At 42.8% G+C, this 25,147-nt stretch carries 23 protein-coding genes and 4 tRNA genes; 5 read left to right on the top strand and 22 right to left on the bottom strand.

Annotated elements, in window-relative coordinates:
• Positions 1 to 136: 136 nt before the first annotated feature.
• On the bottom strand, positions 137 to 1,366 hold the full coding sequence (locus BM126_RS04705; protein ID WP_090988453.1) for a TerD family protein: 1,230 nt from the start codon (positions 1,364 to 1,366) through the stop codon (positions 137 to 139).
• A gap of 264 nt (positions 1,367 to 1,630) precedes the next feature.
• Here BM126_RS04705 and BM126_RS04700 point away from each other — a divergent pair, with 264 nt between their 5' ends.
• The 5 genes from BM126_RS04700 to BM126_RS04680 all read left to right on the top strand — a co-directional run bounded on the left by BM126_RS04700 (position 1,631) and on the right by BM126_RS04680 (position 5,599).
• Positions 1,631 to 2,371 carry an SDR family NAD(P)-dependent oxidoreductase gene (locus tag BM126_RS04700; protein WP_071349590.1) on the top strand — a complete coding sequence of 247 codons (741 nt, stop codon included), beginning with the start codon at positions 1,631 to 1,633 and terminating at the stop codon, positions 2,369 to 2,371.
• Complete coding sequence (locus tag BM126_RS04695; protein WP_090988452.1) at positions 2,361 to 3,392, top strand: S-adenosylmethionine:tRNA ribosyltransferase-isomerase; 1,032 nt, start codon at positions 2,361 to 2,363, stop codon at positions 3,390 to 3,392. Before BM126_RS04700 ends, BM126_RS04695 begins: the two co-directional genes overlap by 11 nt.
• Before the next feature lie 10 nt (positions 3,393 to 3,402).
• A complete protein-coding gene (locus BM126_RS04690; protein ID WP_090988451.1) occupies positions 3,403 to 3,753 on the top strand; it encodes a VOC family protein in 351 nt (116 codons plus the stop codon).
• Positions 3,754 to 3,841: 88 nt separating this feature from the next.
• Positions 3,842 to 4,960, top strand: a complete 1,119-nt coding sequence (locus tag BM126_RS04685) for a GAF domain-containing sensor histidine kinase (RefSeq protein ID WP_305728146.1) — start codon at positions 3,842 to 3,844, stop codon at positions 4,958 to 4,960.
• Positions 4,961 to 4,972: 12 nt separating this feature from the next.
• Positions 4,973 to 5,599, top strand: coding sequence for a response regulator (locus BM126_RS04680; protein ID WP_090988450.1), 627 nt, complete (start codon positions 4,973 to 4,975; stop codon positions 5,597 to 5,599).
• A 675-nt stretch (positions 5,600 to 6,274) separates the two neighbouring features.
• Here BM126_RS04680 and rlmH read toward each other — a convergent pair.
• The 21 genes from rlmH to ychF form a co-directional block, all read right to left on the bottom strand.
• Positions 6,275 to 6,754 (bottom strand): 23S rRNA (pseudouridine(1915)-N(3))-methyltransferase RlmH, encoded by a 480-nt coding sequence (gene rlmH, locus BM126_RS04675; RefSeq protein WP_090988449.1) that lies wholly within the window; start codon positions 6,752 to 6,754, stop codon positions 6,275 to 6,277.
• A 105-nt stretch (positions 6,755 to 6,859) separates the two neighbouring features.
• Entirely contained in the window at positions 6,860 to 7,018 is a 159-nt protein-coding gene (locus BM126_RS04670) for a CxxH/CxxC protein (protein ID WP_090988448.1), read from the bottom strand.
• A gap of 203 nt (positions 7,019 to 7,221) precedes the next feature.
• Positions 7,222 to 8,433, bottom strand: a complete 1,212-nt coding sequence (locus BM126_RS04665) for a S1C family serine protease (protein ID WP_090988447.1) — start codon at positions 8,431 to 8,433, stop codon at positions 7,222 to 7,224.
• 538 nt (positions 8,434 to 8,971) lie between these two features.
• Positions 8,972 to 9,766, bottom strand: coding sequence for an MBL fold metallo-hydrolase (locus BM126_RS04660; protein ID WP_090988446.1), 795 nt, complete (start codon positions 9,764 to 9,766; stop codon positions 8,972 to 8,974).
• A gap of 5 nt (positions 9,767 to 9,771) precedes the next feature.
• Positions 9,772 to 10,572, bottom strand: a complete 801-nt coding sequence (locus BM126_RS04655; protein WP_090988445.1) for a two-component system regulatory protein YycI — start codon at positions 10,570 to 10,572, stop codon at positions 9,772 to 9,774.
• Positions 10,573 to 10,574: 2 nt separating this feature from the next.
• Entirely contained in the window at positions 10,575 to 11,879 is a 1,305-nt protein-coding gene (locus tag BM126_RS04650; protein ID WP_090988444.1) for a YycH family regulatory protein, read from the bottom strand.
• Positions 11,876 to 13,708 (bottom strand): cell wall metabolism sensor histidine kinase WalK, encoded by a 1,833-nt coding sequence (walK, locus tag BM126_RS04645; protein ID WP_090988443.1) that lies wholly within the window; start codon positions 13,706 to 13,708, stop codon positions 11,876 to 11,878. Before walK ends, BM126_RS04650 begins: the two co-directional genes overlap by 4 nt.
• Before the next feature lie 5 nt (positions 13,709 to 13,713).
• Positions 13,714 to 14,421 carry a response regulator YycF gene (yycF, locus tag BM126_RS04640; RefSeq protein ID WP_071349577.1) on the bottom strand — a complete coding sequence of 236 codons (708 nt, stop codon included), beginning with the start codon at positions 14,419 to 14,421 and terminating at the stop codon, positions 13,714 to 13,716.
• Positions 14,422 to 14,914: 493 nt separating this feature from the next.
• Positions 14,915 to 14,987: transfer RNA gene (locus BM126_RS04635), tRNA-Phe, on the bottom strand.
• Positions 14,988 to 14,992: 5 nt separating this feature from the next.
• Positions 14,993 to 15,068 (bottom strand) — tRNA-Asp (locus BM126_RS04630).
• Positions 15,069 to 15,148: 80 nt separating this feature from the next.
• A tRNA-Glu gene (locus tag BM126_RS04625) sits at positions 15,149 to 15,220 on the bottom strand.
• A 4-nt stretch (positions 15,221 to 15,224) separates the two neighbouring features.
• Positions 15,225 to 15,300, bottom strand: a tRNA-Lys gene (locus tag BM126_RS04620).
• 229 nt (positions 15,301 to 15,529) lie between these two features.
• Entirely contained in the window at positions 15,530 to 16,822 is a 1,293-nt protein-coding gene (locus tag BM126_RS04615; RefSeq protein ID WP_090988442.1) for an adenylosuccinate synthase, read from the bottom strand.
• Between the two features lie 232 nt (positions 16,823 to 17,054).
• A complete protein-coding gene (dnaB, locus tag BM126_RS04610) occupies positions 17,055 to 18,419 on the bottom strand; it encodes a replicative DNA helicase (RefSeq protein ID WP_090988441.1) in 1,365 nt (454 codons plus the stop codon).
• A gap of 173 nt (positions 18,420 to 18,592) precedes the next feature.
• Complete coding sequence (gene rplI, locus BM126_RS04605) at positions 18,593 to 19,042, bottom strand: 50S ribosomal protein L9 (RefSeq protein ID WP_071349574.1); 450 nt, start codon at positions 19,040 to 19,042, stop codon at positions 18,593 to 18,595.
• Positions 19,039 to 21,009 carry a DHH family phosphoesterase gene (locus BM126_RS04600; protein ID WP_090988440.1) on the bottom strand — a complete coding sequence of 657 codons (1,971 nt, stop codon included), beginning with the start codon at positions 21,007 to 21,009 and terminating at the stop codon, positions 19,039 to 19,041. The genes rplI and BM126_RS04600 overlap by 4 nt, the downstream gene beginning before the upstream one ends.
• A 45-nt stretch (positions 21,010 to 21,054) precedes the next feature.
• Positions 21,055 to 22,020, bottom strand: coding sequence for a YybS family protein (locus BM126_RS04595; RefSeq protein WP_141770028.1), 966 nt, complete (start codon positions 22,018 to 22,020; stop codon positions 21,055 to 21,057).
• Positions 22,021 to 22,259: 239 nt separating this feature from the next.
• Positions 22,260 to 22,499 carry a 30S ribosomal protein S18 gene (gene rpsR / locus BM126_RS04585; protein ID WP_071349572.1) on the bottom strand — a complete coding sequence of 80 codons (240 nt, stop codon included), beginning with the start codon at positions 22,497 to 22,499 and terminating at the stop codon, positions 22,260 to 22,262.
• Positions 22,500 to 22,541: 42 nt separating this feature from the next.
• Positions 22,542 to 23,060, bottom strand: coding sequence for a single-stranded DNA-binding protein (gene ssb, locus BM126_RS04580; protein WP_071349571.1), 519 nt, complete (start codon positions 23,058 to 23,060; stop codon positions 22,542 to 22,544).
• A 60-nt stretch (positions 23,061 to 23,120) separates the two neighbouring features.
• The gene (gene rpsF, locus BM126_RS04575; RefSeq protein WP_071349570.1) at positions 23,121 to 23,405 is read right to left on the bottom strand and encodes a 30S ribosomal protein S6; all 285 of its coding nucleotides are present in this window, start codon (positions 23,403 to 23,405) and stop codon (positions 23,121 to 23,123) included.
• Positions 23,406 to 23,898: 493 nt separating this feature from the next.
• Positions 23,899 to 24,999, bottom strand: coding sequence for a redox-regulated ATPase YchF (gene ychF / locus BM126_RS04570; RefSeq protein WP_071353229.1), 1,101 nt, complete (start codon positions 24,997 to 24,999; stop codon positions 23,899 to 23,901).
• Between the last annotated feature and the right edge of the window lie 148 nt (positions 25,000 to 25,147).

The following is a 25,147-nucleotide window of genomic DNA, read 5'->3' as shown; positions in this document are numbered from 1 at the left end:
AAAATCCCTTCCTATTTGCATACAAGGGCAGCAAATCAACTAACTGGTTGCAGTCTTCTTACCTGGAATAACAAGAAGAGGCCTTACCCATTTAGGTTAAGCCCTCTTCTGCTTGTTCTATAATTGCTGTCTTTGTCTACTTGTAATCATTTATAGGCCCAGAATCCATCAAAACTTCTACCATGTTTGAAGCACCCATCCTAAGCTTGGGCCTGAATTCAGAGTTCGGGGCACTATACAGCTCCAATGGAGTGATTGCAATGCCATCTTGCGTATTATGAAGAATGCCAGGCACACAGGTATAGATTCTATCATTGTTATTTGCATTTTTGGAGGATATCGTAACGGAGGTTCCTTTGTGGTTATCTATACTCATGGACACTTTGTATCTGTAAAAGGAACCTGTTCCATTTGACTGAGCAGAGTACACCACAGGAACAACGGCGAGAATATCATTATTTAGCCTTAATTTAATAATCTCTGTCTTCATCGACTTATTATCTCTTCCCACATCTCCCATATGCTCAACCGCACCGTTGCCATAGCTTCTGAGGGGAGGAGTTCCTTGTGCCCCAAACATAGCAACATCTATCTGCTTGCCGTTCTTTGTATAAACTAAAGCATATATATCGTAATCGGTACCCGTCTTCCACGATACCGTAGCCGTAATTTCGGGAGTTTTTTCAATGATCACCGATTTTTGCCCTTTGTCTAGACTGATTTTACCTTTCACCTTTTCTAGGCTGATTGACGGAAGCATGTTTTTGTTTTCAGGAACTGCTGCAGCGGGAGCCTTGGACGGCTGCTGCTGAATAGTGTTAGGTTCAGAAGGCTTGTTTTGCTCATCTTCAACCTCAACACCAAAATGGTTACATAATCCATCAAGCCCTGAATCAAATCCGCGCCAAATGGATTTCGCCTTTGTCTGGCCATTTCTTACATATACCTCTAACGCAACAATCCCATTTTCATTTTTAAAACTGGATGGAACAAAATCAATAACAGTTCCCTCTGAACTTATTTGTGCCTTTAAGTTTTTTACATTAGCAAACCCCGTGCTATTATCCTCCGTAAGAGTTATAGCTATTTTGGCAATACCTTGTGGAGCTTTACTCATGTCAAAATGAATTTTATGTACTTTTGTATGGCCGGTTTCCTCCGTTGGCATAAGTGCAGCTACACCAGAGGTAGTCGTTGGCTGATTATAAAAGATAACCCCGCTGTCTCCCTGTACCTTTTCTGAATCTGTTAAAAGAAAAGCCGTTAAGGAAATATCTATTAAATTAGACTTATCATAGCTGACCGTAACCGTACCTTTAGAAGAGCTTAACGATGTATTCGCTCCCATCTGAAGCAATTGGTTCATTTTACCCTCTCCCTTTTCCCCGATCCCTTAACCTGCTGATGGATCTCCATGTTTTTTACATACTATTTTTGATTTTAATCATACCATTATGTTCCCTGCGATCCAATTCGATTGATTAATAAATTTTTAGAGGAAAAGGAGGCTTAGAAAACTGTATCTGTATCAAAAGTATTAGAGAAACTTCACTCCTTTTGAGGAAGAAATTACAAATATTACATCATAAAATAAAGTCAGGAAGAAAAACGTAAAGGGAGTTGTTGATATATGAATTTTCGTAATAAAGTTGTGATGATTACTGGTGCATCAAAAGGTTTGGGAAATGCGTTAGCTATCGCGTTTGCAAAAGGAGGCGCCAAATTGGCTATTTGTGCACGTAACCCTGAAGCAATTACTGCGGTTCAAAAAGAACTTGAACAGTTCGGCTCACCCGTAATAGCGATACCAGCCGATGTCTCCCTCACACGAGACGTTGAAAAATTTGTATCTATTACAGAGGAAACGTTTGGCCAAATTGATGTGCTCATTAACAATGCCTCCATTCTTGGCCCTAGCCCGATGCCCTATCTGCTGGATTATCCAGAACAAGACTTTACAGAGGTATTAAAAGTGAACACGCTCATTCCATTCCTAGTTAGCAAACGCGTTCTCCCAGGAATGCTTCAGCGTAACGAAGGGTCGATTATTAATGTAACTTCTGAAGCAGGGCACACCGGATATGCCGGATGGGGGGCATACGGGTTATCCAAATTTGCTGTCGAAGGTCTGACACAAACGTGGGCTGACGAAGTGAGCCATACAAACGTCAGAATTAACATGGTTGATCCAGGTGAGATGGATACGGAGATGCACGCACTCGCTATCCCAGATGCAGATTATGAATTAGCCGATCCCGCCGATATTGTTGCTGTATTTTTATACCTAGCATCAGAGGCTTCAAGCCAAATAAATGGGCAGCGTTTCATGGCACAAAACTTTCAAAAGGGAAGTGACTCTCATGACTTCTAACACTTCTATTAATTTCTATCTTCCTGATGAACTTAACGCTACAGCACCACCAGAACGCAGAGGCATACGCCGGGACCACGTTAAACTGATGGTGCTTGACAGAAATACAGGACAGGTTCGACATGATGTTTTTTATAGTTTAGAAGATTATCTCAAGCCAGGAGATGTTATTGTACTAAATGATAGCCGAACGCTGCCAGCCATCTTAATTGCAAGTCACCACAGATTGAACAATACGCTCACTAATCAAACAGAAATTCGCCTTGCGCGAAGGGTTCATGATGATATTTGGGATGTTCTGGCAGTCACCGATCAATTAAAGGCAGGGGACACCTTTCACTTTTCTAGCACGCTTTTTGCAACAGTTATCGACATTCCTTGCAATGGTCCGATTTCAAGGCTTAGATTTTCCAAAAAAGGGACCTCTCTATTAGAAGAGATTTATTCACTAGGTGAACCAGTACGTTATGAATATATCAATACCCCTTGGGAACTTGAATATTATCAAACAGTCTTTTCCAGTAAACCCGGTTCAGTTGAGATGCCTTCTGCTGGACGGCCGTTTAGCTGGCAGCAATTCATGAAGCTTCAAAAAAAAGGCATCAAGTTAGCGTTCCTGCAACTTCACACCGGATTAAGCTATTTTCTCGACGATAAATGGGAACACGATCCCACTGAAAATCATGAAGAATACAAAGTTCCAATAAAAACAATGAATGATATTCAGCAGGCCAGGGCAAATGGACATAAAGTCATTGCAGCCGGTACGACTGTAGTAAGAGCACTAGAAACAGCCGTTCAGATGGGGCAACTTTCAGGCTGGACAAATTTATATGTCACAAAGGACTATCATCTCCAGATTGTCGATGCCATTATCACTGGACTTCACGAGCCCAAAGCGAGTCACCTTGATATGCTTTGCGCCTTTGTGTCAGCTGAACATTTATATAATGCCTATGAACTTGCCATCAAAGAACAATATTTGTGGCATGAGTTTGGTGATATGAACTTAATCATATAGGAGGTAGGACATGTACCTGCATCATATCGCAATTGGAGTGACAGACATTGAAGCATCCATAGACTTCTACCAGCGCATACTCGGGTTTACATTTTCCCGGACTGTTCAATTCCGAGGTTCAGATATTCCTTTTTTAGAGCTTAATGGATGTACGCTTGATCTCATTTTGGTGAAAGAAGTCCCCAAAGATTTAGGTGAACATCATTTTTGTTTCGAAGTACCCTATCTTAAAGAAACGATTAGGAGACTGCTAGCAGAGGACATTCCCCTATTAGAGGGGCCATTTCAACTAGAGAATCTGCAAACAGTTTTTTTTCAAGGGCCAAGCGGAGAAGTCATTGAGTTTTTACAAAGGGCCTAGCAGAAAAAGGGCACATCCTTGTGCTGTTTTTATCTTCGAAAAGTTATAATAGCAGTACCTTATTTTTTTACAGAAAGGAGGGGGTGTTTTGACCATTCGAAGGATAGATAAAGAGATTCATATTTTAAAAGAAATTGCAGAACTATTAAATGAGGGTACAGATATAATTCCTGTCTTACAGGAGGTTCTTAAAAAATTACTGGATGTTACTGGACTCAAAGTTGGCTGGGTATTCCTAATTGAAGATAATGGCATGCATCGGCTCGCAGCCCATCAGTCCCTTCCACCCGCACTTGCTAATGAACAAGACCGCATCATGTGCCAAGGAAACTGCTGGTGTGTGGACCGTTATAACAGAAAGACTTTAACAAAGGCAACCAATATCATTGAATGTGCACGGATTGAGGAAGCCATTGAGAATAACATCGGCAGCCATCTAGGCATTACCCATCATGCGACAGTACCGCTCCGGGCGGGTGATGAACGATTTGGACTGCTTAATGTAGGATCACCGCACAAGACTCATTTTGAAGCCTCAGAGTTAGATTTACTGGAATCCGTAGCCTATCAAATTGGTACAGCACTCAAGCGAATTACCTTAACACAGCGCGAGCAGGAACATGCGTTACTCGCCGAACGCAACCGCTTAGCAAGGGACTTGCATGATTCGGTCAACCAACTATTATTTTCCCTTTCACTCACGGCACGAGCAGGAAAGGAACTATCAGAAGAAAAACAAGTCAACCAAACCTTTTCCCATATCCAGAAACTTGCTCAGGAGGCTCTAGGGGAAATGCGCGCTCTCATCTGGCAGCTGCGACCGCGAGGGCTTGAGTGCGGCTTGATCAGTACTCTTACAGGCTATGCTGAATTACTTGGATTAACAATGAATACGACGGTTACCGGTATAACTAGTCTCCCAGGAAAAATAGAAGAGGCTCTACTGCGAATTGGCCAAGAAGCACTTTCCAATTGCAAAAAACATGCGCAAGTCAATCACGTAGAGGTCAATCTCCACACCACTTCACGACTAGTGACCTTGACGATTACGGACAACGGTTGCGGATTTTCATATTCCAAAGATTTCAACCTACCATCTCTGGGGCTCAGAACTATGCGCGAGAGAACGGAAGACTTACAAGGTCAGTTTTCGGTAAAGTCATTACAAGGGAAAGGAACATCCATCAATATCAAAATCCCATTATAAAGGAGGCTCGTTATGATCAAAGTACTTATCGCAGATGACCATCATATGGTCCGCAAAGGCCTTGCCTTTTTTCTCAGTACACAAACCGATATGGCTATTGTTGGGGAAGCCAGTGATGGGAAGGAAGTGGTGCAGCTTGCTAAACAGTTGCAGCCTGATCTTATTTTAATGGACCTCGTCATGCCTGGAATGGATGGAATTGAAGCAACAAAGCAGATCAAGAAATTATATCCCCCTATAAAAATTATGATGTTGACCAGCTTTTCCGACCAGGATCATGTTATACCGGCACTTGAGGCAGGAGCAAATGGGTATCAGCTAAAGGATATCGAGCCTGATGAACTCGCTCAGTGTATTCGTAAGATATACAACGGATCCAACGAGTTAGACCCTAAAGCCACATCACACTTATTAACTCGCTTATCTAATCCGAAACGGAATATGAATGAATTAACAAAACGTGAATTGGAGGTCCTAAGAGAAATTGCGACTGGAAAAAGTAATAAAGAAATTGCGGATGCACTAGTCATCACTGAACGCACAGTCAAAACACACGTCTCAAATATACTCTCAAAATTAGAACTCGCTGACCGCACACAAGCTGCACTTTTTGCTGTAAAGCATAAATTAGTGGATTAGGAATAAAAGATATCCATGTCTTTAGTGAATATAAAGAAATAATGATCGGGGTAAGTTGATGAAAAAATTACGAGGATATGCAGCATAAGTAATTAAAAAAATGATCTATGAAGGTGAATCGATTTTCGAAATTGGTGGAAAGAGATACTTTTTATCTGTAATTGATGACCCGAAACAACAGTAAAAGACGACGTTGGGAGAGATCCTGAATTGAAACAAAAATTATTTCAAGCAAAAAAAAGACATTTTAGAAGGAAATGTTTTTTCAACTGATGATGTTTTAGACATGATTGAACAAGGTGACCTTTAGCATGAACATAATATGGACGAAACAAGCATTTCGAAGGGTTTAATAACATTCAGAGTCATTATTTTACAGCAAGCGAAACAAAGGAATATAAAAAAGATTTGGTTAAAAGAGTCTAAGTAAAAATCCCCCTACTGGGAACAAGTATCCCAGCAAATCAGCCAGATTGGGAAGGAAGCTACAAAATCATGAAGGTAAGTACATTGTCTATTATTCTTTTTCAGTTGACCAAACTATTTGCTATATTGAATACTTCAGGCATTCCAGACAAGAAACATATACTAGACAAGATAAACAAAAATCTCTTGCCTAGTTTATATTTTTATTCCCATAATCCAGGAGTTTTTCAATTTTAACAAAAAACGCCTCTATTTATGATACGGTTCCCCCCGATTAATCCTAAACGCCCGGTAAATCTGTTCCACAAGTATCAGCCTCATGAGCTGGTGCGGGAAGGTCATTTTTGAGAAGGAGAGGGATTCGTCTGCACGCTGCAGGACTTCTTTGCTGAGGCCGAGTGATCCGCCGATGACGAAGGCGACTTTGCTTTTGCCGTATGTGGCGAGTTTGTCCAGGGTTTCTGCAAGATCTTCGGATGATTTCATTTTTCCCTGGATCGCAAGGGCAATGACATGGGCGTCGATGCTGATTTTCTGAAGGATTCTTTCTCCCTCTTTTTCTTTGATTTGTTCCATTTCTACTTCACTTAGTGTTTCAGGTGCTTTTTCATCCGGCAGCTCGATGATTTCAACTTTAGCATAAGCTGATAGCCGTTTCAGATATTCATCAATGCCCTGCTTCAGGTATTTCTCTTTTAGCTTTCCTACTGTTACAATACTGATATTCATTCTTCATCCCCACTTTACAAACAGGTTACAAACAGTTTACGAACACGTTATCCACAATACTTATCCACATATACACATTTTCTATCCACATGTTGTATGCGAATATTAGTTCCCTACCATATATACAGCCGTGTTTCGACAATATTCACAGCATGTTGATAACTGTTTTTCCGATGGTATTTCCTCTAATAATGGAGCTGTTTCATGCTCTGCTACCACTGTATCCAGCGCCTTTTCTACATGGTCCTTGCAACAATAAATCATATAGGGCGGCCTCCTTTACCCATCATAAATTTCGACATATTTCTTGTTTTTCGCCTGTGCCTTTTTTTATCCACAATTCTCTATAAATGGCCTTCAATTTATTTTATCCACACCGTATCTATCCTATCAGAAATAAGAAAAATCGTCATTACCGCACGAAAAAACGGAAAAGCAACTGCTTTCCCGCTGAATATTTGCCTTTATTACATCGTTTCAGCAGATAACCGGACTGTTGCCGATTTCTTTTTGCCGTCACGGTAGAACGTTATTTTTACGCTGTCGCCAATTTTCTTTTCATTATAAAGGTACTTTCTTAATCCTACCACGTCTTTAATTTCTTTGTTATCCATGCTAATGATGACATCGAATTCCTTTAAGCCAGCTTTGGATGCCGGTGAATTTGGCTGCACACCTGTAATGGCAACCCCAAATTTGACTCCAGCAGGCAGCTTAAGTGTATTTTGCTGATGATACTGAGAAATTTCCTCTACAGAGCTAAGGTTAACTCCCATATAGGCTCTTTTCACTTCACCATACTTTTCAATATCGTTAATAATTGGAATGGCTGCATCGATTGGAATGGAAAGGCCAATGCCTTCAACAGCGCTTTCGGCAATTTTCATGGAGTTAATGCCGACAACCTGCCCCGCCATGTTGACCAGTGCACCGCCGCTGTTGCCCGGGTTGATAGCCGCATCGGTTTGGATGACCTCGGCATTCCAGTCCACTTCTCCATCTTCATTGATATCTACATCAATCGTGCGGTTTAACCCAGACACAATTCCCTGTGTAATGGAGCCTGAAAATTGCAGCCCAAGCGGATTGCCGATTGCTATTACAGGCTCACCTGGCTTCAGCTTGTCTGAATTCCCGAATTCAACAACCTTTTTGACCTTGCTTCCATCTACCTCAATAACCGCTAAGTCTGTCCAGGGATCACTTCCCCTAAGCTTAGCCGTAAGCTTTGTGCCATCCTTTAATGTTACCTCAAGTTCATTGGCACCTTCGATTACGTGATTGTTCGTAACGATGTACGCTTTGCCATTGGCCTTTTTATAAACTACCCCTGAACCTGAAGCCGAGGCGGATTTGCCGTTATCCTGGTCCCAGAAGCTTGATTTCTGGATATTTTCGATGCCGACAACCGCATCTCCTGTTTTATCTACTGCTTTCGTGACAGAGGTTGTAACATCCAGGTTCACATGTTCATTGACGCTTTTACCGTTTTGAACGGTTGCATCCTGGGAAACATTTTCATCCTCGTTATTCTTGAACATCCCAAGACTCGGCAGTATGCTCAGTACCAGAATGGCTCCGATGATGACGCCCGCAAGCCCCGCCAGGAAATAACCGAGTTTGCTTCCTTTTTTTCTTTGTTTTCGATTTTCAAAATCGTGGTCGTCGTAATATCCCAAGCCCTTCCATCCTCTCTTGTTTAAACATGCGATAATTGCAATTTCTAGTCTTTGTTTATACCCATAATTATACTCAAAGAACTCTTTATTTATAAAATAATTATACTTTAATTGGCCGATTAAGCAGATTTTATGATTTCTGTAAGGAAATCCCATTGTTAAATCGGGTTGATTGGAGCGTAAGGCGCGAGACTCCTGCGGAAAGCGAGCATCCTGGAGCGGAATCAGCCACCTTGTTCCATAGCACCAAAGTTTACGATTACCTCCTTTTTTAAAGATCGTTGTTATTTACTAATTCTCGAGGCAAATCCATTGTTAAAACAGGTTGATTGGAGCGAAAGGTGCGGAGACTCCTGCGGGATCTGCGTGACAGATGAGACCCCGCAGACGTAAGTCGAGGAGGCTAGCGCACGCCCCGCGGAAAGCGTAGCATCCTGTAGCGGAAATCAACCCCTTGTTCTATAGCAGCAAAATTTACGAAACCAGCCTGAAAAAAAGGAATGAAAAGAAAATTCCCTTCTCATTCCTTCCTGCTATTTTACAATTGTACAAGCTCTGTAGGCTTTTTCGGGTCTGTATCATACAAGGAGAATTGCTCGCCGATTACAATGCCCTGTGTCTGCAGGGTTTGCTCCACAGACATTCTGGCCAGATCCTTCATATTATTATCAAGGCTTAGGTGGGCAAGGTAGATCCGCTTGGTACGGTCGCCTGCCACGTCACTCATGGCAAGCGCGGCATCTTCGTTGGACACATGCCCGACATCGCTTAAAATCCTCCGTTTAATGCTCCACGGGTACCTGCCCATTCTCAGCATGGAAACATCGTGATTGCTTTCGAATATATAAGCATCTGCATTAGAAATGATGCCCTTCACCCTGTCACTGACATACCCGGTGTCTGTTATTAAAACCAGCTTTTTCTCACCCTGATGAAAGACATAAAACATCGGTTCTGCTGCATCATGTGAAACACCAAAGGATTGAATATCAAGGCTGCCAAAGGTTTTGACCTGTTCCATTTCAAAGGCGAATTTCTGCTCCAGGGGAATGGCCCCTATGGAACGCTCCATAGCATCCCAGGTTTTCTTATTTGCATAGATTGGGAGATTATGTTTCCTTGCAACAACGCCGAGGCCCTTAATATGATCGCTATGTTCATGGGTGACGAGAATTCCGGATAGCTTGGACATATCCCGGCCGATTTCGCTGAATAAACCCTCCATCGCTTTGCCGCTCAATCCTGCATCCACGAGAAAGGATTGATCCTCTGTCTCGACGAAAAAGGCATTTCCCGTACTCCCGCTTGCGAGAACACTAAAATGCATAGTCATGAAACTCACTCCAATAGTATTTTTTCTTCTGTATTTAATTCAATGATTTCACCGTCAAAGGCATTTACAAACAAATCCTTCTTATCATTCACAGTAATTTTCCAGGTCGGAATCAGCAGATTGGAAACCGAGGAGGACTGAAGTGAATTATAATAACCGAGTTCGGCTTTTACTTCACTTTTCGCAGGGATATCGCCATCGATGTATAAGTTTTCAATCGCCTGGCTTGCCGGCTGAATTTCCTTCTCCTTGTTAGACTGTTCATTGATTCCTTCAAGAAATGTTTGCTCATATGAAGCAATTTCCCGATTATCATTGAGAAATAACTTCAGTTTTCCCTTGCTATTATTAAAAAAGGTCTTGTTGTCCGCAAACTGGTAATAAATGAGTACATTATTGGTTTTATCATATGACCAAAAGCGGTACTGGTCGCCGTTCAATATGTTCCCCTTCAGATATGTGTCCAGCTGATTGGACTGAAACTTGTCACTCAGGCTGATTTTATTTTTGAATGTTCCCCTGATCTGGGTCCCTCCGCTTAAAATCTGCACCTTCTGATTTTGAAGCTCCTGTATATCCTTTTTTTCAAAGACCTTGCTCTTGGCAATAAGGAACTTTTCCTTCAGGCTTTCCTTGGGCATATCTACGTATTTAATGTCATCCTCTTTAATCAAATCCTCTGTAGAGGTTTTTGACATGAGGTCGTATTTGCTGCTGTTTCTTTTTTCAATAAATTGATACAGCAAAAAGATATCGAGAATAAGAAATACCATAATGAATATCGTTTTGGTTTTATTCCAATCCACGCTTATCGCCTCCTGGTCCCGGGATCTTCATCGGGAACCATGATCCAATCATCGCCGGAACGATAATACCACTTAGGCTCCAGTGAAACTAATTTACTATCAGTCGGATCCTTCATCATCATATATCCGCATGCAAGGTCCTGGACCGCATCCATATCGATATTCCGCATATTCCTGAGCCTCTGGTACACTTCTTCGCCAGATTGCAGGGTGATGGAGAGATCTTCCGGCAGAGGCACCTCCAAGAAGAAGCTAGGATGCTCATAGCGGTAGATATCTGCACTGCCCCAGATTTCATTAATGCTGCCAATATCATTAAACACAGGATATCCTTTGACAAGTAACCGGAAGCGGACACTTTGTTCTTCCTCATTTAATCCGTCAAACAGATAGCGGTTATCTTCCCAGCCCGCGTGATTATTGATAAAATCAATGCTTTTTTTCAAAAGGTCACTTGAGCTTCCGAATACTTTGCTTTTTTGAGCCGGATTCACAAAGGAAATCATCGAGCTTTCTTTATTTACAAGCATAAGCCTCAAGCCATCTGAATACTCATCGCCCTGGATTACGGACTCATGGCGGACAACATATTTAGGATCGCTGAATAATGCATCCTTGAATTTTTCAGTATTGATTCTTGTAATGCTGTACTTATACTGATTCATTTTTGAAGGATCTTTTGAAACATATAAGACATTGCGCTTGCCGTGCTCCTGGTACTCGGGGTAATCAGCTGCCTTTTGATAAAAGGCCTGATTGAATTTTTTTATAAAGGAAGAATTCACTTTAGCTTCGAATACCCTCTGCTTTTCATACGAAACAAAGTAGACATTTGCTTCTCTGCGAGGCGAATCGGCAGGCTTAAATACGATTCTGTCGAATGAGATGGATGGAAGATTTTCTTCATCGATATCAAGGGTTTTTTTAAATAAATCAAGCGGCACAATATCCCTGAAGATGATTTCCGTATTTCCGTTCCCATGGACAAAATCCTTGAATTTTAAAGAGTTAACGGTTGAAGAAATGTCCCGGAAATTGTATAAAGTCCAGCCCGACAGCTCTTTTTGAATATTGTATATATCTGCTTCCTCAAAAGTCTGATAGTGCTTTCCGTTTTTATGAAAAAGGACACTGCTTGGCTTTACAACGTCATCAATACCTTTTTTGTCAATATCAACCGAATACGTGTCACCGCTTTGGCTGATGGGATCATACTTCGGCTGATATGTCCAAATATTCCAGGTCAAAAATGCACTAATCATTATGAGAAGCGTCAGTATAATGCTCTTTGCTCCTTCTATATTCATGACCACTCATCCTCTTGTTCCGGTTCATAAGGAAGGGTAAAGAACACTGTTGTTCCTTTGCCTTCAACACTTTCAGCCCAGATTTTCCCGCCGTGGGCCACAACCATTTCCTTCGCTATGGCAAGTCCCAATCCGGTTCCGCCAAGGTTCCTTGAACGCGCCTTATCCACCCGGTAAAACCGCTCAAAGATCTTATGGATGGTATTCTTCGGTATGCCCACTCCCTGGTCGCTGATGCTGATGATAATCTGCTTTTCTTCAGCACGCAGACCAAAGGTGATCTGCCCGCCCTCAGGTGAGTACTTCATTGCATTGGAAATGATGTTGTAGAGAACCTGGGTGATTTTATCTTCATCAATTTCCACAAGGAAGGATTCTTTAGGAATGAGCCTTTTAAAGGTGATGTCTTCCTTTTTCGACATTTCAAAACGGTCTATAATATGATTAAAGAACTCGCCGAAATCAGCCCAATCCTTGGATAGCCTATAATCCCTGCTGTCCATTTTAGATAGCTTCAGCAAATCATTAACCAGTCGGATCATCCGCTCGGTCTCGTTTTGGGTAACATTTAGGAAAGAAGGAGCAAGATCCTCATCCTGCCATGCCCCCTCTGCCAGCGCTTCAAGATAGCTCCTCATGGTAGTCAGCGGTGTCCGCAATTCATGCGAAACATTCGCCACGAACTCACGGCGTTCTTCATCGATTTTTTCCTGATCGGTTATATCATGAAGAACCGTGATCAGGCCATTAACAAAGCCTGTTTCTTTCTGGATCACGGAAAAATTCGCCCGCAGTATATAAGGCTTATTTTGTTTTCCGTAATCAAGAATTAAAGACTCCTGCTGCTCGAGCAAATCCTCAAATGTATACTCATCCTCAAGCCCCAGAAGCTGCAGAATGGGCTGGTTAAGCACTGTTTCACGTGAAACATCGAGAAGCCTTGCTGCAGGTTCATTGATCAGATTGACTCTTCCTCTGCGGTCGGTCGAAATTACTCCATCCGTCATATAGGAAAGGACAGAGGATAGCTTTCTCCGTTCGCCTTCCGTGCTTGACTGGGAGTCCTGAAGCTTCTTCGTCAAGTTGTTAAAGGTAACAGCAAGCTGGCCGATTTCGTCATCTCCGTACACCTTAACCTTCCGCGAGAAGTTCCCTTTTGACATCGCAATGGCCTGTTTCCTCATATCGGTCATCGGCCTTGTGATGGTCTTGGCCAGGAAAATGCCGAGTATGGCTGTAATGCCTAATGCAATGGCAGTCCCCGTAATGAAAATGCGGTTAATGACATTCATTTGCTGATACACATTTTCCATCTGGGCAATGATATAGATGGCGCCAATCACCTTGCCTTTTGATTCAATAGGGGTGGAAAGCACCAGGATTCTCCGGCCATTTTTTGGATCACGGAATATTTTATTTTCATTTGTGCCAAAAACAAGGGTCCGCTTGATCATGACTTCTGTTGTTTTCCGGCCGACAATCTTTTGATTGCCAGGATCAGATGTTGCGATGATTCGTCTGCTTGGCAAGTCAATGACCCGTACCTCTGATATATCATTGGAAGAGTTATTTTTTTCCGATAGAATTCTATTGATGTCTGTCTCAAGCGGCGGTGAATCCTTGTCTCTTTCCTTCGCCATTTCTTCACCAACACTGTAGGCCAGAAGGTTAACATGGCCTTCTATAGAGTTTTTGAAGTTTCCGACAAGGTTTTTCTCCAGCTTCCCGACGAAATATACGCCAATGATCTGCATGGCAACAAAAATCAGCAATACATAGATTAAGACAAACTTAAGCTGTATGGAACGGAATATTCCTACCTTTTTCATGCATCTTACTCCTGTTCAGGGTTACGAAGGTAATAACCTACCCCTCTTCTTGTTACAATCCAGCCTGGATGGCTTGGATTATCTTCAATTTTTTCGCGCAATCGCCTTACAGTGACATCCACCGTACGGACATCTCCGAAATAATCATAGCCCCAAACGGTCTGCAGCAGATGTTCCCGTGTCATAACCTGTCCTATATGTTTTGCTAAGTAGTGAAGCAGCTCAAACTCACGGTGAGTCAGCTCAATGGTCTCGCCCCGTTTCGAAACGACATATGCATCAGGATGAATAATAAGAGAGCCTATTGTGATTTCTCTCGATTCATCTTCCGTTTCTGTAACCGCTATGGCCTGCTGGCGCCTAAGATTTGCCTTGACCCGTGCAATTATTTCCCGGGTGCTGAACGGCTTCGTTACATAATCGTCCGCTCCCAGTTCAAGCCCAAGCACCTTATCAATCTCAGAATCCTTTGCCGTCAGCATAATGATTGGAATTTCGTATTTTTTCCTTACTTCCCTGCACACTTCCATACCGTCTCTTAAAGGAAGCATGATATCAAGCAAAATAAGATCGGGCTGAAGTTCTTCCACCATTTTTAGCGCTTCATTGCCGTCATACGCACACTGTACATCGAAGCCTTCTTTTTTCAGGTTAAACTGCAGAATGTCTGCAATTGGCTTTTCATCGTCCACTACAAGGATTTTCTTTTCCATATCTCCCGCTCCTTTGTTTACAATTCATTCTCTGTATTTATGAAAGAAAGGCTTGTATCATAATAGCAAGCCTTGTCACCGGTACTTATAAGCGCATGCAGCTTGCATGCTTCCCTCAAGCATCGCATATCTTGTCTATTCTACTTTATCATTTTATTACCGGTAAATCACCTTTTTACTTTTCAGCTCAACATTTACCAAATACAAGATTTCCACTCTTGTATTCATTCAGCTAATCCATCAATCCTTTATGAAGGCTCCCTTTTTCTTAGGCTCTTTTCTTAAAGATTGTTGGTTCTTAACAAGCCCTCGAGGTAAATCCATTGTTAAAGCAGGCTGATTGGAGCATCGTGCAGCGGAAATCAGCCACTTGTTGGGGCAGAAATAAAGGTTACGAAACACCCTTACAAAAAAAGTCCCCAGTTTTAGTAAGCCGGGGGACCGAATGATATAATCAGAAAATAAAAAAAACGCCCTAAAGGCGTTTTAGAGATGGCTCAGGACGGAATCGAACCGCCGACACAAGGATTTTCAGTCCTTTGCTCTACCGACTGAGCTACTGAGCCAAATATGGCGGTCCCGACGGGAATCGAACCCGCGATCTCCTGCGTGACAGGCAGGCATGTTAACCGCTACACCACGGGACCACATTTGATTATTTGCTAGCATCAAGGCAAGCTTCGGATGGGAGAGAAATCCTTCCCATCTCCTGCTTCGCTTTTGCTAATGACCCATACGGGATTCGAACCCGTGTTACCGCCGTGAAAGGGCGGTGTCTTAACCGCTTGACCAATGGGCCGAAATGGTGAGCCATGAAGGATTCGAACCTTCGACCCTCTGATTAAAAGTCAGATGCTCTACCAACTGAGCTAATGGCTCGGCATAAAAGAGTGTATCAATAAAACGTTACAACCTGAGTGTGCCGCTCTTTGGCATCCCTTGCTGTTTTACTCTCTATTGTGACGACGCTTTTGATAATATCATAGAATCTATAACTATGGCAATAGTATTTCAGAATAAAAATTTTTTTATTTTTTCACGGATCAATTTTCAACTGGATGTAAGGCAGAGAAAAGGCCTGCTGTTTTAACAAGCAGGCCGATTTTCCTTATACCTGGCGCCATGGGCTTCTGACAACATTAGTCTGCATGCGGTCAGGGCCGACTGAAAAAGTCGTTAATGGAATCCCTGTAAGCTGTGAAACACGCTCAATATAGTGACGCGCATTTACCGGCAGCTCATCAAGAGATTTGCAGCCCGTAACGTCCTCTTCCCATCCTGGCAGCTCTTCATAAACAGGCTCACATTCAGAAATGGTTTTCAGGCTTGCCGGGAATTCTTCTATGATCGTTCCTTTATGATTGTATGCTACACAAATTTTCAATTTCTCAATGCCTGTAAGCACATCGATGGAATTCAGAGATAGATCTGTAATCCCGCTCACACGGCGTGCATGGCGGACAACAACAGAATCAAACCACCCTACACGGCGCGGCCTTCCGGTCGTCGTACCATATTCGCGTCCGACCTCGCGGATTTGATGGCCGATTTCATCATCCAGTTCGGTAGGGAATGGGCCATCTCCCACACGGCTTGTATAGGCCTTGCATACACCGACAACATGATTGATTTTAGTAGGGCCTACTCCTGATCCGATCGTTACGCCGCCCGCTACAGGATTGGAAGAAGTAACGAAAGGATATGTTCCCTGATCAATATCAAGCATTACTCCCTGTGCACCTTCAAATAATACCCGTTTTCCGTCATCCAAGGCATCATTCAGCACCACAGAAGTATCGCAGACATACTGCTTCACCTGCTGGCCATATTCAAAGTATTCATCAAGGATTTCTTCCAGTTTGAAACCTTCTGTTTCATAAAAGCGTTCAAGAAGGCGATTTTTTTCCTCCAGATTGCGTGCAAGCTTTTCTTCAAAAATCTCCCTGTCCAATAAGTCTGCCATGCGGATGCCCATTCTGGCTGCTTTATCCATATAAGCTGGACCGATTCCCTTTTTCGTTGTTCCAATCTTGTTATCGCCTTTGCGCTCTTCTTCCACTTGATCCAGTTTTAAATGATAAGGCAGAATCACGTGGGCGCGATTTGAAATGCGAAGATTATCCGTTGTTACTCCATGGTCATGAAGATAAGCAATCTCTTCCACAAGCGCCTTAGGATCTACAACCATGCCATTTCCAATCACACAGATTTTATCGCTATAGAAAATTCCTGATGGAATTAAGTGAAGCTTGTACGTTTCTCCGTTAAACTTAATCGTATGCCCAGCATTGTTTCCGCCTTGATAACGAGCGATGGCTTCCGCATTTTCAGATAAAAAATCTGTAATTTTGCCTTTGCCTTCGTCTCCCCATTGCGTACCGACCACTACCACTGATGACATATACAGCACCTCCAAAGATTTCACGTAATACCGGTTCTCATAACCGGTTCTTATCAAACAAACTCATTTTAACAGGTTAACGGGAAAGAAGTCAATAAAAAACCGAACAATATACAACATAATTACTTTATATGTTCGTGAATGAGTACAATAGCCCGCTTTTACAGGATAACCAAAAATAAGGCCATTCTTCCCTAAATAGAAGAATGGCCCTATTTTATCTTGCATTATATTATGCGCCAGGCGGCATCTGCGAATCGTCAAGCCTTCGTTCCAGGTTTACGAATTTATTGTATTCCTTCACAAAGGCAAGAGACACCGTGCCTACAGGTCCGTTACGCTGTTTGGCGATAATGATTTCAATGATATTCTTGTTTTCGGATTCTTTGTCATAATAATCATCGCGGTATAAGAAAGCAACGATATCAGCATCCTGCTCAATACTTCCTGATTCACGGATATCCGACATCATCGGGCGTTTGTCCTGGCGCTGCTCCACTCCGCGGGAAAGCTGTGACAAGGCAATGACCGGCACCTGCAGTTCACGCGCGAGCGCCTTAAGGGAACGGGATATTTCAGAAACCTCCTGCTGGCGGTTTTCACCTGATCTTCCGTTTCCTTGGATTAGCTGCAGATAATCAATCAGGATCATGCCAAGGCCATGCTCCTGCTTCAGCCGGCGGCATTTTGACCTTATATCCCCGATTCTTACCCCAGGGGTGTCATCAATATAAATGCCAGCATTGGAGAGGCTTCCCATCGCCATGGTCAATTTCCGCCAGTCTTCATCGGTCAATGATCCTGTCCGCAGATTCTGGGCATTGATATTGCCTTCAGCACACAGCATACGCATTACAAGCTGCTCAGCACCCATCTCCAGGCTGAATATAGCTACATTTTCTTCCGTTTTTGTGGCTACGTTTTGGGCGATATTCAGTGCAAATGCTGTTTTACCTACAGAAGGACGGGCAGCCACAATAATTAAATCGTTCCGCTGAAAGCCGGCTGTCATCCTGTCCAATTCGGCGAACCCTGTTGGTATACCTGTAACGTCGCCTTTGCGGTTCGTTAAAACCTCAATATTATCATAGGTGCGTACCAGTACATCCTTGATATTCTGAAAGGCGCCAGAGTTCTTTCTCTGTGCCACCTCCATGATATTCTTTTCGGCTTCGCCAAGGAGATTTTCCACTTCATCTTCCCTGCTGTAACCTTCCTGTGCAATATTTGTAGCTGTACGGATCAAGCGCCGCAGGAGGGATTTTTCCTCCACGATCCGCGCATAATATTCAATATTGGCAGCAGTAGGCACAGATGCTGCAAGTTCGCTTAAATAAGAGACACCGCCCACTTCTTCAAGGTTCTTTGCAGCTGCAAGCTGTTCTGTGACCGTAATTAAATCCACGGCTTTTCCTTCATCATTCAGGTTGAGCATGACATTAAATATTTTCTGGTGCGAGCTGCGGTAAAAGTCTTCTGGAATCAGCATTTCCGATGTAACTGTCAAAGATGATGGTTCCAGGAATATAGCCCCTAGTACAGCCTGTTCCGCCTCCACATTTTGCGGCGGAATCCGATCCTGAAATAATTCGTTCATATGCAGCCTCCATTCGAGAGGATTTCTCTTGCTATAGTGAACTCTTCTTTAAAGAGTTTAGTAGGTGTATTCATAAATGTCCAAAAAGAAAAAAAGTGATGGACGCGAAAGACCTATCACTTTTTTCCCTAGTTCTATTTTATCAAGTTTTCATAGATTTGAAAGAGCTAAAATTAGTTAATTTCTTTGACTTGCACGGTAAGTGTCGCCGATACCTCTGGATGAAGCTTTACAGGAACCTTTGTATGGCCCAATGAGCGGATGCCTTCACTTAGCTCCATTTTGCGCTTATCGATTTTGATTCCATGCTTTTTCTGAAGCTCTTCGGCAATTTGTTTAGTCGTGATGCTGCCAAACAATCTGCCGCCTTCACCAGCCTTGGCAGAAAGCTCCACAGTCAGCTTTTCAATCTTTTCTTTTAGTTCCTTCGCTTGCTGCAGCTCTTCTTCTGCAAGCACTTTTTCTTTGTTTTTCTGTGCATCCAATGTTTTAACATTGGCGTTAGATGCTTCTACTGCAAGGCCCTGCTTCAGCAAAAAGTTATGTGCATAGCCATCTGCCACGTTTTTCACTTCGCCTTTTTTACCTTTGCCTTTTACGTCTTTTAAGAATATCACTTTCATTCTTTTTGTCCTCCTTCTAAATATTCATCTATAGCGGCCTTTAATTTAGCTTCCGCTTCATCTATGGAGCATACCTGCTGTGTTGCGGCATTGGTCAGATGTCCGCCTCCATTCAGCATTTCCATGATTACCTGGACATTGATATCCCCAAGCGATCTTGCACTGATCCCGACCATATCCTCAGAGCGCTTGGCAATGACGAATGAAGCAATGACCCCTTCCATCGTCAATAGGGTATCAGCTGCCTGGGCAATCAGCACCTGATCCTTGGTCTCGCCTTCCGTTCCTCTCGCAATGGCAATGCCCTCCTTATAGAAGGATGCAGATTCAATAAGCTTGGAGCGCTTAATATAGGTATCCACGTCTTCTCTCAGGAACTTCTGGACAAGCACTGTATCTGCACCGTGTGCACGGAGGTAGGAGGCAGCATCAAATGTTCTTGAACCTGTCCTTAGGGTAAAGCTTTTTGTGTCTACAATGATGCCGGCAAGCAGCGCCGTGGATTCGAGCATATCGATCTTGCTTCGTTTTGGCTGATACTCCAATAGCTCTGTAACGAGTTCTGCCGTTGAGGAAGCATAAGGCTCCATATATACAAGCAGGGAATTATTGATGAATTCCTCTCCGCGCCTGTGATGGTCGATCACAACCACTTTATCGATTCTGCCAAGCAGCTTCTCTTCAATCAGCATGGATGGCTTATGCGTATCGACGACCACGAGCAAAGTATCTTCAGTCAGTATTTCAAAAGCATCCTCCGGGGTGATGAAACGGGAATGAAGCTCCGGCTTCGTATTTTTCGTTTCATCCATCAGCTTGCGGACGGCTGTATCAATTTCCTGGAAATTAACAACAATATAACCTTCACGCTGGTTCATCTGGGCTACTTTTAAGATCCCGATGGCTGATCCGATTGCATCCATATCCGGATGCTTATGCCCCATTACGATGACTTTATCGCTGTCGAGGACAATATCCTTCAAAGCATGGGAAATGACCCTGGCGCGTACCCTTGTCCGTTTTTCCATAGGGTTTGTTTTTCCGCCGTAGAATTTCACCTTTCCATTAGGCAGCTTAATGGCTACCTGGTCTCCTCCCCGGCCTAACGCCAAATCCAGGCTGGACTGGGCCATAGATCCGAGTTCCGGCAGTGAGGAAACGCCAGAGCCCACTCCTATGCTTAATGTGAGCGGAACATTTTGCTTTGATGTCGTTTCACGGATTTCATCAAGAATGGTGAATTTCCCTTTTTCAAGAAGCTGCAGGATGCTTTCATTAAAAACGGCAATAAAACGCTCTGATGAAGTTCGTTTTAAGAAGGCACCATTGTCTTTAGCCCATTTATCAAGCAAAGAGGTGACAATGCTGTTCAGGCTGCTTTTTCTCTGGTCATCCATACCCTGTGTCAGGTCATCATAATTATCCAGAAAGATAAAAGCAATGGCTGTACGCTCTTCTTCATATAGCTTTTCAATTTCAATCTGTTCTGTCACATCAAAAAAATACAGCAGCCGTTCCTCTGTTTTATGAATCACTCTGAACTTCCTGCCATGAAGGGTCACCGTTTCTGATTCCACTTCCTGTTTGATCAGGGGCACGATAGATTCCGCGACATCATAGAGCGACCTTCCTGCCAGTGTGCCTTCATCAAAGCAGGACGCAAGGAAGGGGTTGGTCCATTCAATATAATAGTCTTCATTAATCAGCATAATTCCTATCGGCATTTCAAGCAGGGCTTCTTCCCCTACCTTCTTCAGCCTGTAGGAAAGCGTCGAAATGTACTCTTCCGTTTCACGCCGTTTAAGGGACTCAGCCCTTAATGTAAGAATAAGAATTCCGCCAAGCAGCAGAAACCCCAATGCTGCAGCCCACCAATTATAAAAGGCAAGGACGCCTAGAAATACGATGCTGATCACCAATAGTCCATATATGGATGAGCTTCCTGTCTTTTTTAAATAAGATGGCATATATTCAGCTCCTAAAAACATCTGCTGCAATGCAGAAAGTGTAAACTAGTTCTTTTTCCGGATGTATTCCCTAAAAGGAAAACCTAAATCTATTATACCTAATAATCTTACAGCAGACTGTATGATTGGAATGAAAAATGAAGCAATTACCAAAATGACCGGCACAGCTTTTGGCAGCTTCTTGATATAGCTGATATAAAAAAACAAGGAAAGACCCTGTATGGTCATAAAGAACTGCAGGATGGAAAACAGGTTCATCAGCACAATATACCAGGTGCTGCCTTTATCCGGATGTATGACTGCCAAAAGTATCATGGTAATTAAATAATACCACAAAATGCTTTTAGGAAGCTGAATCTCCCGGAATCGGGGCCAAGCTGTCTTTTTAGGACTAAACCTTTTCAAAATCGGATGTGCTGCCCAAAGAAAAAGTAAAACCATGAATATGGAAGCAGTCACGATAAGGCTTGGCAGCAGGGTCATAATAAGTTCAGCTCTCTCTATAAACTGATCTTTAAACTGCCCGGCAGATGTTTGTCCCATTGAGGATAGCAGTCCTGCTGACTTATCAATCTGGAGCAGGGCTTGTTTCATGAACTGTTTATATAAGGAGATAAAGTTAATATGAAAGAATAATGCTGCACTGGCTGCCATAATGGCAAAGCCCGCTATAAAGACAAGAACCGTACGGATAAACATCAATATAGGAGATTTATCATGCTGGATATGATATCCGATTGTAATCCCGACCAAACCTGTCACAAGCACCATCGGAATTTGCGACACCATCCCAAGGACAGTTGCTAGAAGGCTGGCCATGAACAGCATTCCAAAAGACCATGACAGCTTTTGTTTAATAGCTGCCAGAATAAATGGAGCCGGCAAAAAGAAAAATAAAAAAATCAAAAATGGCAGCTGAACCACCAGTAACAATAAAATGCTATACAAAGCGAGGAGCACTCCGCCCTCGGCTACTTTTCTCCCATTATTCAATCCTTCACTTCCATTCATCAAAAATCAGAAAAGCCTGCTATATATTCTTTCCCTATTGTAGCTGTTACAAAAAACAGATTCAAACGATTGCTTTTAGATTTAGGGGGCAATCTAGTAATAAGGGCAGAAAATGTTGATTCAGCAGGCCTGCTGACATCTTCGGCCATCCGCACAATGTGCAGGCATATAAAAACAGCGTGTATTTTCACGCCAAATAAAAAGCACACCAAGGCAAGCGCCTTGATGTGCTAATTGGATTATTCACCAACAACGTATGGTAATAATGCCATTGTACGAGAGCGTTTGATAGCAATCGTTAATTTACGCTGCCATTTTGCGCTTGTACCTGTTACACGGCGTGGTAAAATTTTACCGCGCTCTGAGATAAACTTTTTAAGAAGATCTACATCTTTGTAATCAATTTTAGTGATTCCGTTTGCTGTGAAGTAACAAACTTTACGGCGTTTTGCACGTCCGCCTTTACGGTTTCCTGCCATGATTATTTCCCTCCCTGCAATTTAAAATTATCCATTCATCCATTAAAATGGAAGATCGTCATCCGAAATGTCGATGGTTTTGCCGTCGCTGGCAAATGGATCATCGTCTACACGAGTGTAGTTGTTGTTGTTGTTGTTATTGCGTTGATTCTGATTCTGATTTTGTCCAAACGGATTATCGTTATTGTAGCTTTTCTGATTTCCGTATGAACCGCCATCATTTCTTTCACCCGCTGAACTGCTTCGTGGTTCAAGAAATTGAACGCTCTCAGCCAGAATCTCTGTTACATACACTCGTTTGCCGTCTTGTCCTTCATAATTACGTGTCTGGACTCGTCCATCCACGCCAGCCAGGCTTCCTTTTTTAAGGAAGTTAGCTACATTTTCTGCCGGTTTACGCCAAACTACACAATTAATGAAGTCTGCTTCGCGTTCTCCCTGCTGATTCGTAAATGCACGGTTAACAGCCAAAGTGAACGTTGCTACAGGAACCCCATTCGGTGTATATCTTAGTTCAGGATCTTTAGTTAAGCGTCCTACTAAAATCACGCGATTCATCATCAGAATCAACCCCTAAGTTTCCAGATCTTTTTCAATCAAATATGCTTTATTATACTGGCATTAAGCTTCTTTAACAGCCATGTGGCGGATAATGTCTTCGCTGATTTTAGCCAAACGATCGAATTCCTGGATCGCAGCTGCCTCAGAGTTAACACGCACGATTTGGTAGTAACCGTCGCGGAAATCATTGATTTCGTAAGCAAGACGGCGTTTACCCCACTCTTTTGATTCAGAAACCTCTGCACCATTATCAGTAAGAATTGTGTTGAAACGTTCAACTAACGCTTTTTTAGCGTCTTCCTCAATGTTTGGACGGATGATATACATAATTTCGTATTTTCTCATCTCTGTCACCTCCTTTTGGTCTAAGCGGCCCTATTGGGCAAGGAGCAATTAAATTTAAATTACTCACAATGCAAAATTATATCACAGTGTCCGTCTCTTTGCAATGCCCGCTGCAGGGATATTTTTAAAGGCTTTTTTCTAAACTTTATTGCTATGGAACAAGGTGGCTGATTTAATACTGGGATGCTTGAACATAAAAAAACAACAATCTTTAAGAAAGGCTCTTTTTTTAAAGATTGTTGTTTTTTAATATGTTCTGTGAGGCGATCCTGTTGTTATACCGGGTTGATTGGAGCGTAAGGTGCGAGACTCCTGTGGGATTAGCGGGAAGGTGAGACCCCGCAAGCTTTGCTTGTGAGGCTCACCGCCCGCCCCACGGAAAGCGAGCATCCTGGAGCGGAAATCAACCCCTTGTTCAGGTAGCAACAAAGTTTAAGAAAAGAGCCTTTTTAAATGAAACACCCTGCAGCCGTATCAGCTGCAGGGTTACTTATTATACGTTAAAGCGGAAGTGGATAACATCTCCGTCTTCTACGATATATTCTTTGCCTTCAAGGCGGACTTTGCCTGCTTCTTTAGCAGCCGAATGGCTTCCTGCAGCAACCAGATCATCATAGGAGACGATTTCTGCACGGATGAACCCGCGCTCGAAATCTGAATGGATGATGCCTGCGCATTGCGGCGCCTTCATTCCTTTTCTGAACGTCCATGCACGAACTTCCTGGACTCCTGCAGTAAAGTAAGTAGCCAGGCCAAGAAGGCTGTATGAAGCGCGGATTAATTGATCTAACCCAGATTCTTCAATGCCCAGCTCACCAAGGAACATTTCTTTTTCTTCGCCTTCAAGTTCAGCAATTTCCGATTCGATCTTCGCACAGATGACAATTACTTCAGCATTGTCTTTTTCAGCGAATGCACGAACCTTCTGAACATATTCATTATCAGCGGGATCTGCAATATCATCTTCTCCAACATTGGCAACATAAAGGATTGGTTTGATGGTTAAAAGGTGCAGGCCTTTTACGATTTTCAGCTGTTCTTCTGTAAACTCGACAGTCCGTGCCGGTCTTTCTTCTTCAAATGCCTCTTTCAGCATCGTTAAAATTTCATGTTCAACCATCGCTTCTTTATCTTTTTGCTTGGCCATTTTGCCTACGCGTTCGATACGTTTTTCTACAGATTCTAAATCGGCAAGAATAAGCTCCAGATTGATAACCTCAATATCCTCAATCGGATCGACCTTTCCGGCAACATGTGTAATATTATCATCTGCAAAGCAGCGTACAACCTGGCAGATGGCATCTACCTGGCGGATATGTGACAGGAATTTATTTCCTAATCCTTCTCCCTTGCTTGCACCTTTTACTATTCCGGCAATATCTGTAAATTCAAAAGCAGTTGGAACCGTTTTTTTCGGCTGCACGAGCTCAGTTAACTTCTGCAAACGGTGATCCGGCACTTCTACAATACCGACATTCGGGTCAATTGTGCAGAAAGGATAGTTGGCAGACTCGGCACCCGCCTGTGTAATTGCGTTAAACAAAGTAGATTTACCGACATTCGGCAGTCCTACAATACCAGCTGTTAAAGCCATGTATATGTCACTCCTCTTATACTCTCTATATCAAAAATGTTTGTCCAAAAAAATTTGCGTATTATTCCATTGGGCAACTTAAGCCCTTCACAATTATAGATTTTGCGCGAAAAAAAGACAAGTCCGTGAAAAGCCATCACCTTTTGAT

The sequence above is a fragment of the Bacillus sp. OV322 genome (genome assembly GCF_900112495.1).
GTDB lineage: Bacteria > Bacillota > Bacilli > Bacillales > DSM-1321 > Peribacillus.
Note: the sequence above shows the minus strand (reverse complement) of the source record. Positions and strands in the feature narration are given on the sequence as shown.

Coding starts and splice junctions, on each gene's coding strand:
- BM126_RS04600 (WP_090988440.1), bottom strand. CDS start 21,009: ATGCCATCTTATTTAAAAAAGACAGGAAGCTCATCCATATATGGACTA.
- BM126_RS04615 (WP_090988442.1), bottom strand. CDS start 16,822: ATGTCATCAGTGGTAGTGGTCGGTACGCAATGGGGAGACGAAGGCAAA.
- rpsR (WP_071349572.1), bottom strand. CDS start 22,499: ATGGCAGGAAACCGTAAAGGCGGACGTGCAAAACGCCGTAAAGTTTGT.
- BM126_RS04695 (WP_090988452.1), top strand. CDS start 2,361: ATGACTTCTAACACTTCTATTAATTTCTATCTTCCTGATGAACTTAAC.
- ychF (WP_071353229.1), bottom strand. CDS start 24,999: ATGGCTTTAACAGCTGGTATTGTAGGACTGCCGAATGTCGGTAAATCT.
- BM126_RS04595 (WP_141770028.1), bottom strand. CDS start 22,020: ATGAATGGAAGTGAAGGATTGAATAATGGGAGAAAAGTAGCCGAGGGC.
- dnaB (WP_090988441.1), bottom strand. CDS start 18,419: ATGAACGAATTATTTCAGGATCGGATTCCGCCGCAAAATGTGGAGGCG.
- BM126_RS04660 (WP_090988446.1), bottom strand. CDS start 9,766: ATGACTATGCATTTTAGTGTTCTCGCAAGCGGGAGTACGGGAAATGCC.
- rlmH (WP_090988449.1), bottom strand. CDS start 6,754: ATGAATATCAGTATTGTAACAGTAGGAAAGCTAAAAGAGAAATACCTG.
- walK (WP_090988443.1), bottom strand. CDS start 13,708: ATGAAAAAGGTAGGAATATTCCGTTCCATACAGCTTAAGTTTGTCTTA.
- yycF (WP_071349577.1), bottom strand. CDS start 14,421: ATGGAAAAGAAAATCCTTGTAGTGGACGATGAAAAGCCAATTGCAGAC.
- BM126_RS04650 (WP_090988444.1), bottom strand. CDS start 11,879: ATGAATATAGAAGGAGCAAAGAGCATTATACTGACGCTTCTCATAATG.
- BM126_RS04670 (WP_090988448.1), bottom strand. CDS start 7,018: ATGATTTATTGTTGCAAGGACCATGTAGAAAAGGCGCTGGATACAGTG.
- BM126_RS04700 (WP_071349590.1), top strand. CDS start 1,631: ATGAATTTTCGTAATAAAGTTGTGATGATTACTGGTGCATCAAAAGGT.
- rplI (WP_071349574.1), bottom strand. CDS start 19,042: ATGAAAGTGATATTCTTAAAAGACGTAAAAGGCAAAGGTAAAAAAGGC.
- rpsF (WP_071349570.1), bottom strand. CDS start 23,405: ATGAGAAAATACGAAATTATGTATATCATCCGTCCAAACATTGAGGAA.
- BM126_RS04680 (WP_090988450.1), top strand. CDS start 4,973: ATGATCAAAGTACTTATCGCAGATGACCATCATATGGTCCGCAAAGGC.
- BM126_RS04705 (WP_090988453.1), bottom strand. CDS start 1,366: ATGAACCAATTGCTTCAGATGGGAGCGAATACATCGTTAAGCTCTTCT.
- ssb (WP_071349571.1), bottom strand. CDS start 23,060: ATGATGAATCGCGTGATTTTAGTAGGACGCTTAACTAAAGATCCTGAA.
- BM126_RS04690 (WP_090988451.1), top strand. CDS start 3,403: ATGTACCTGCATCATATCGCAATTGGAGTGACAGACATTGAAGCATCC.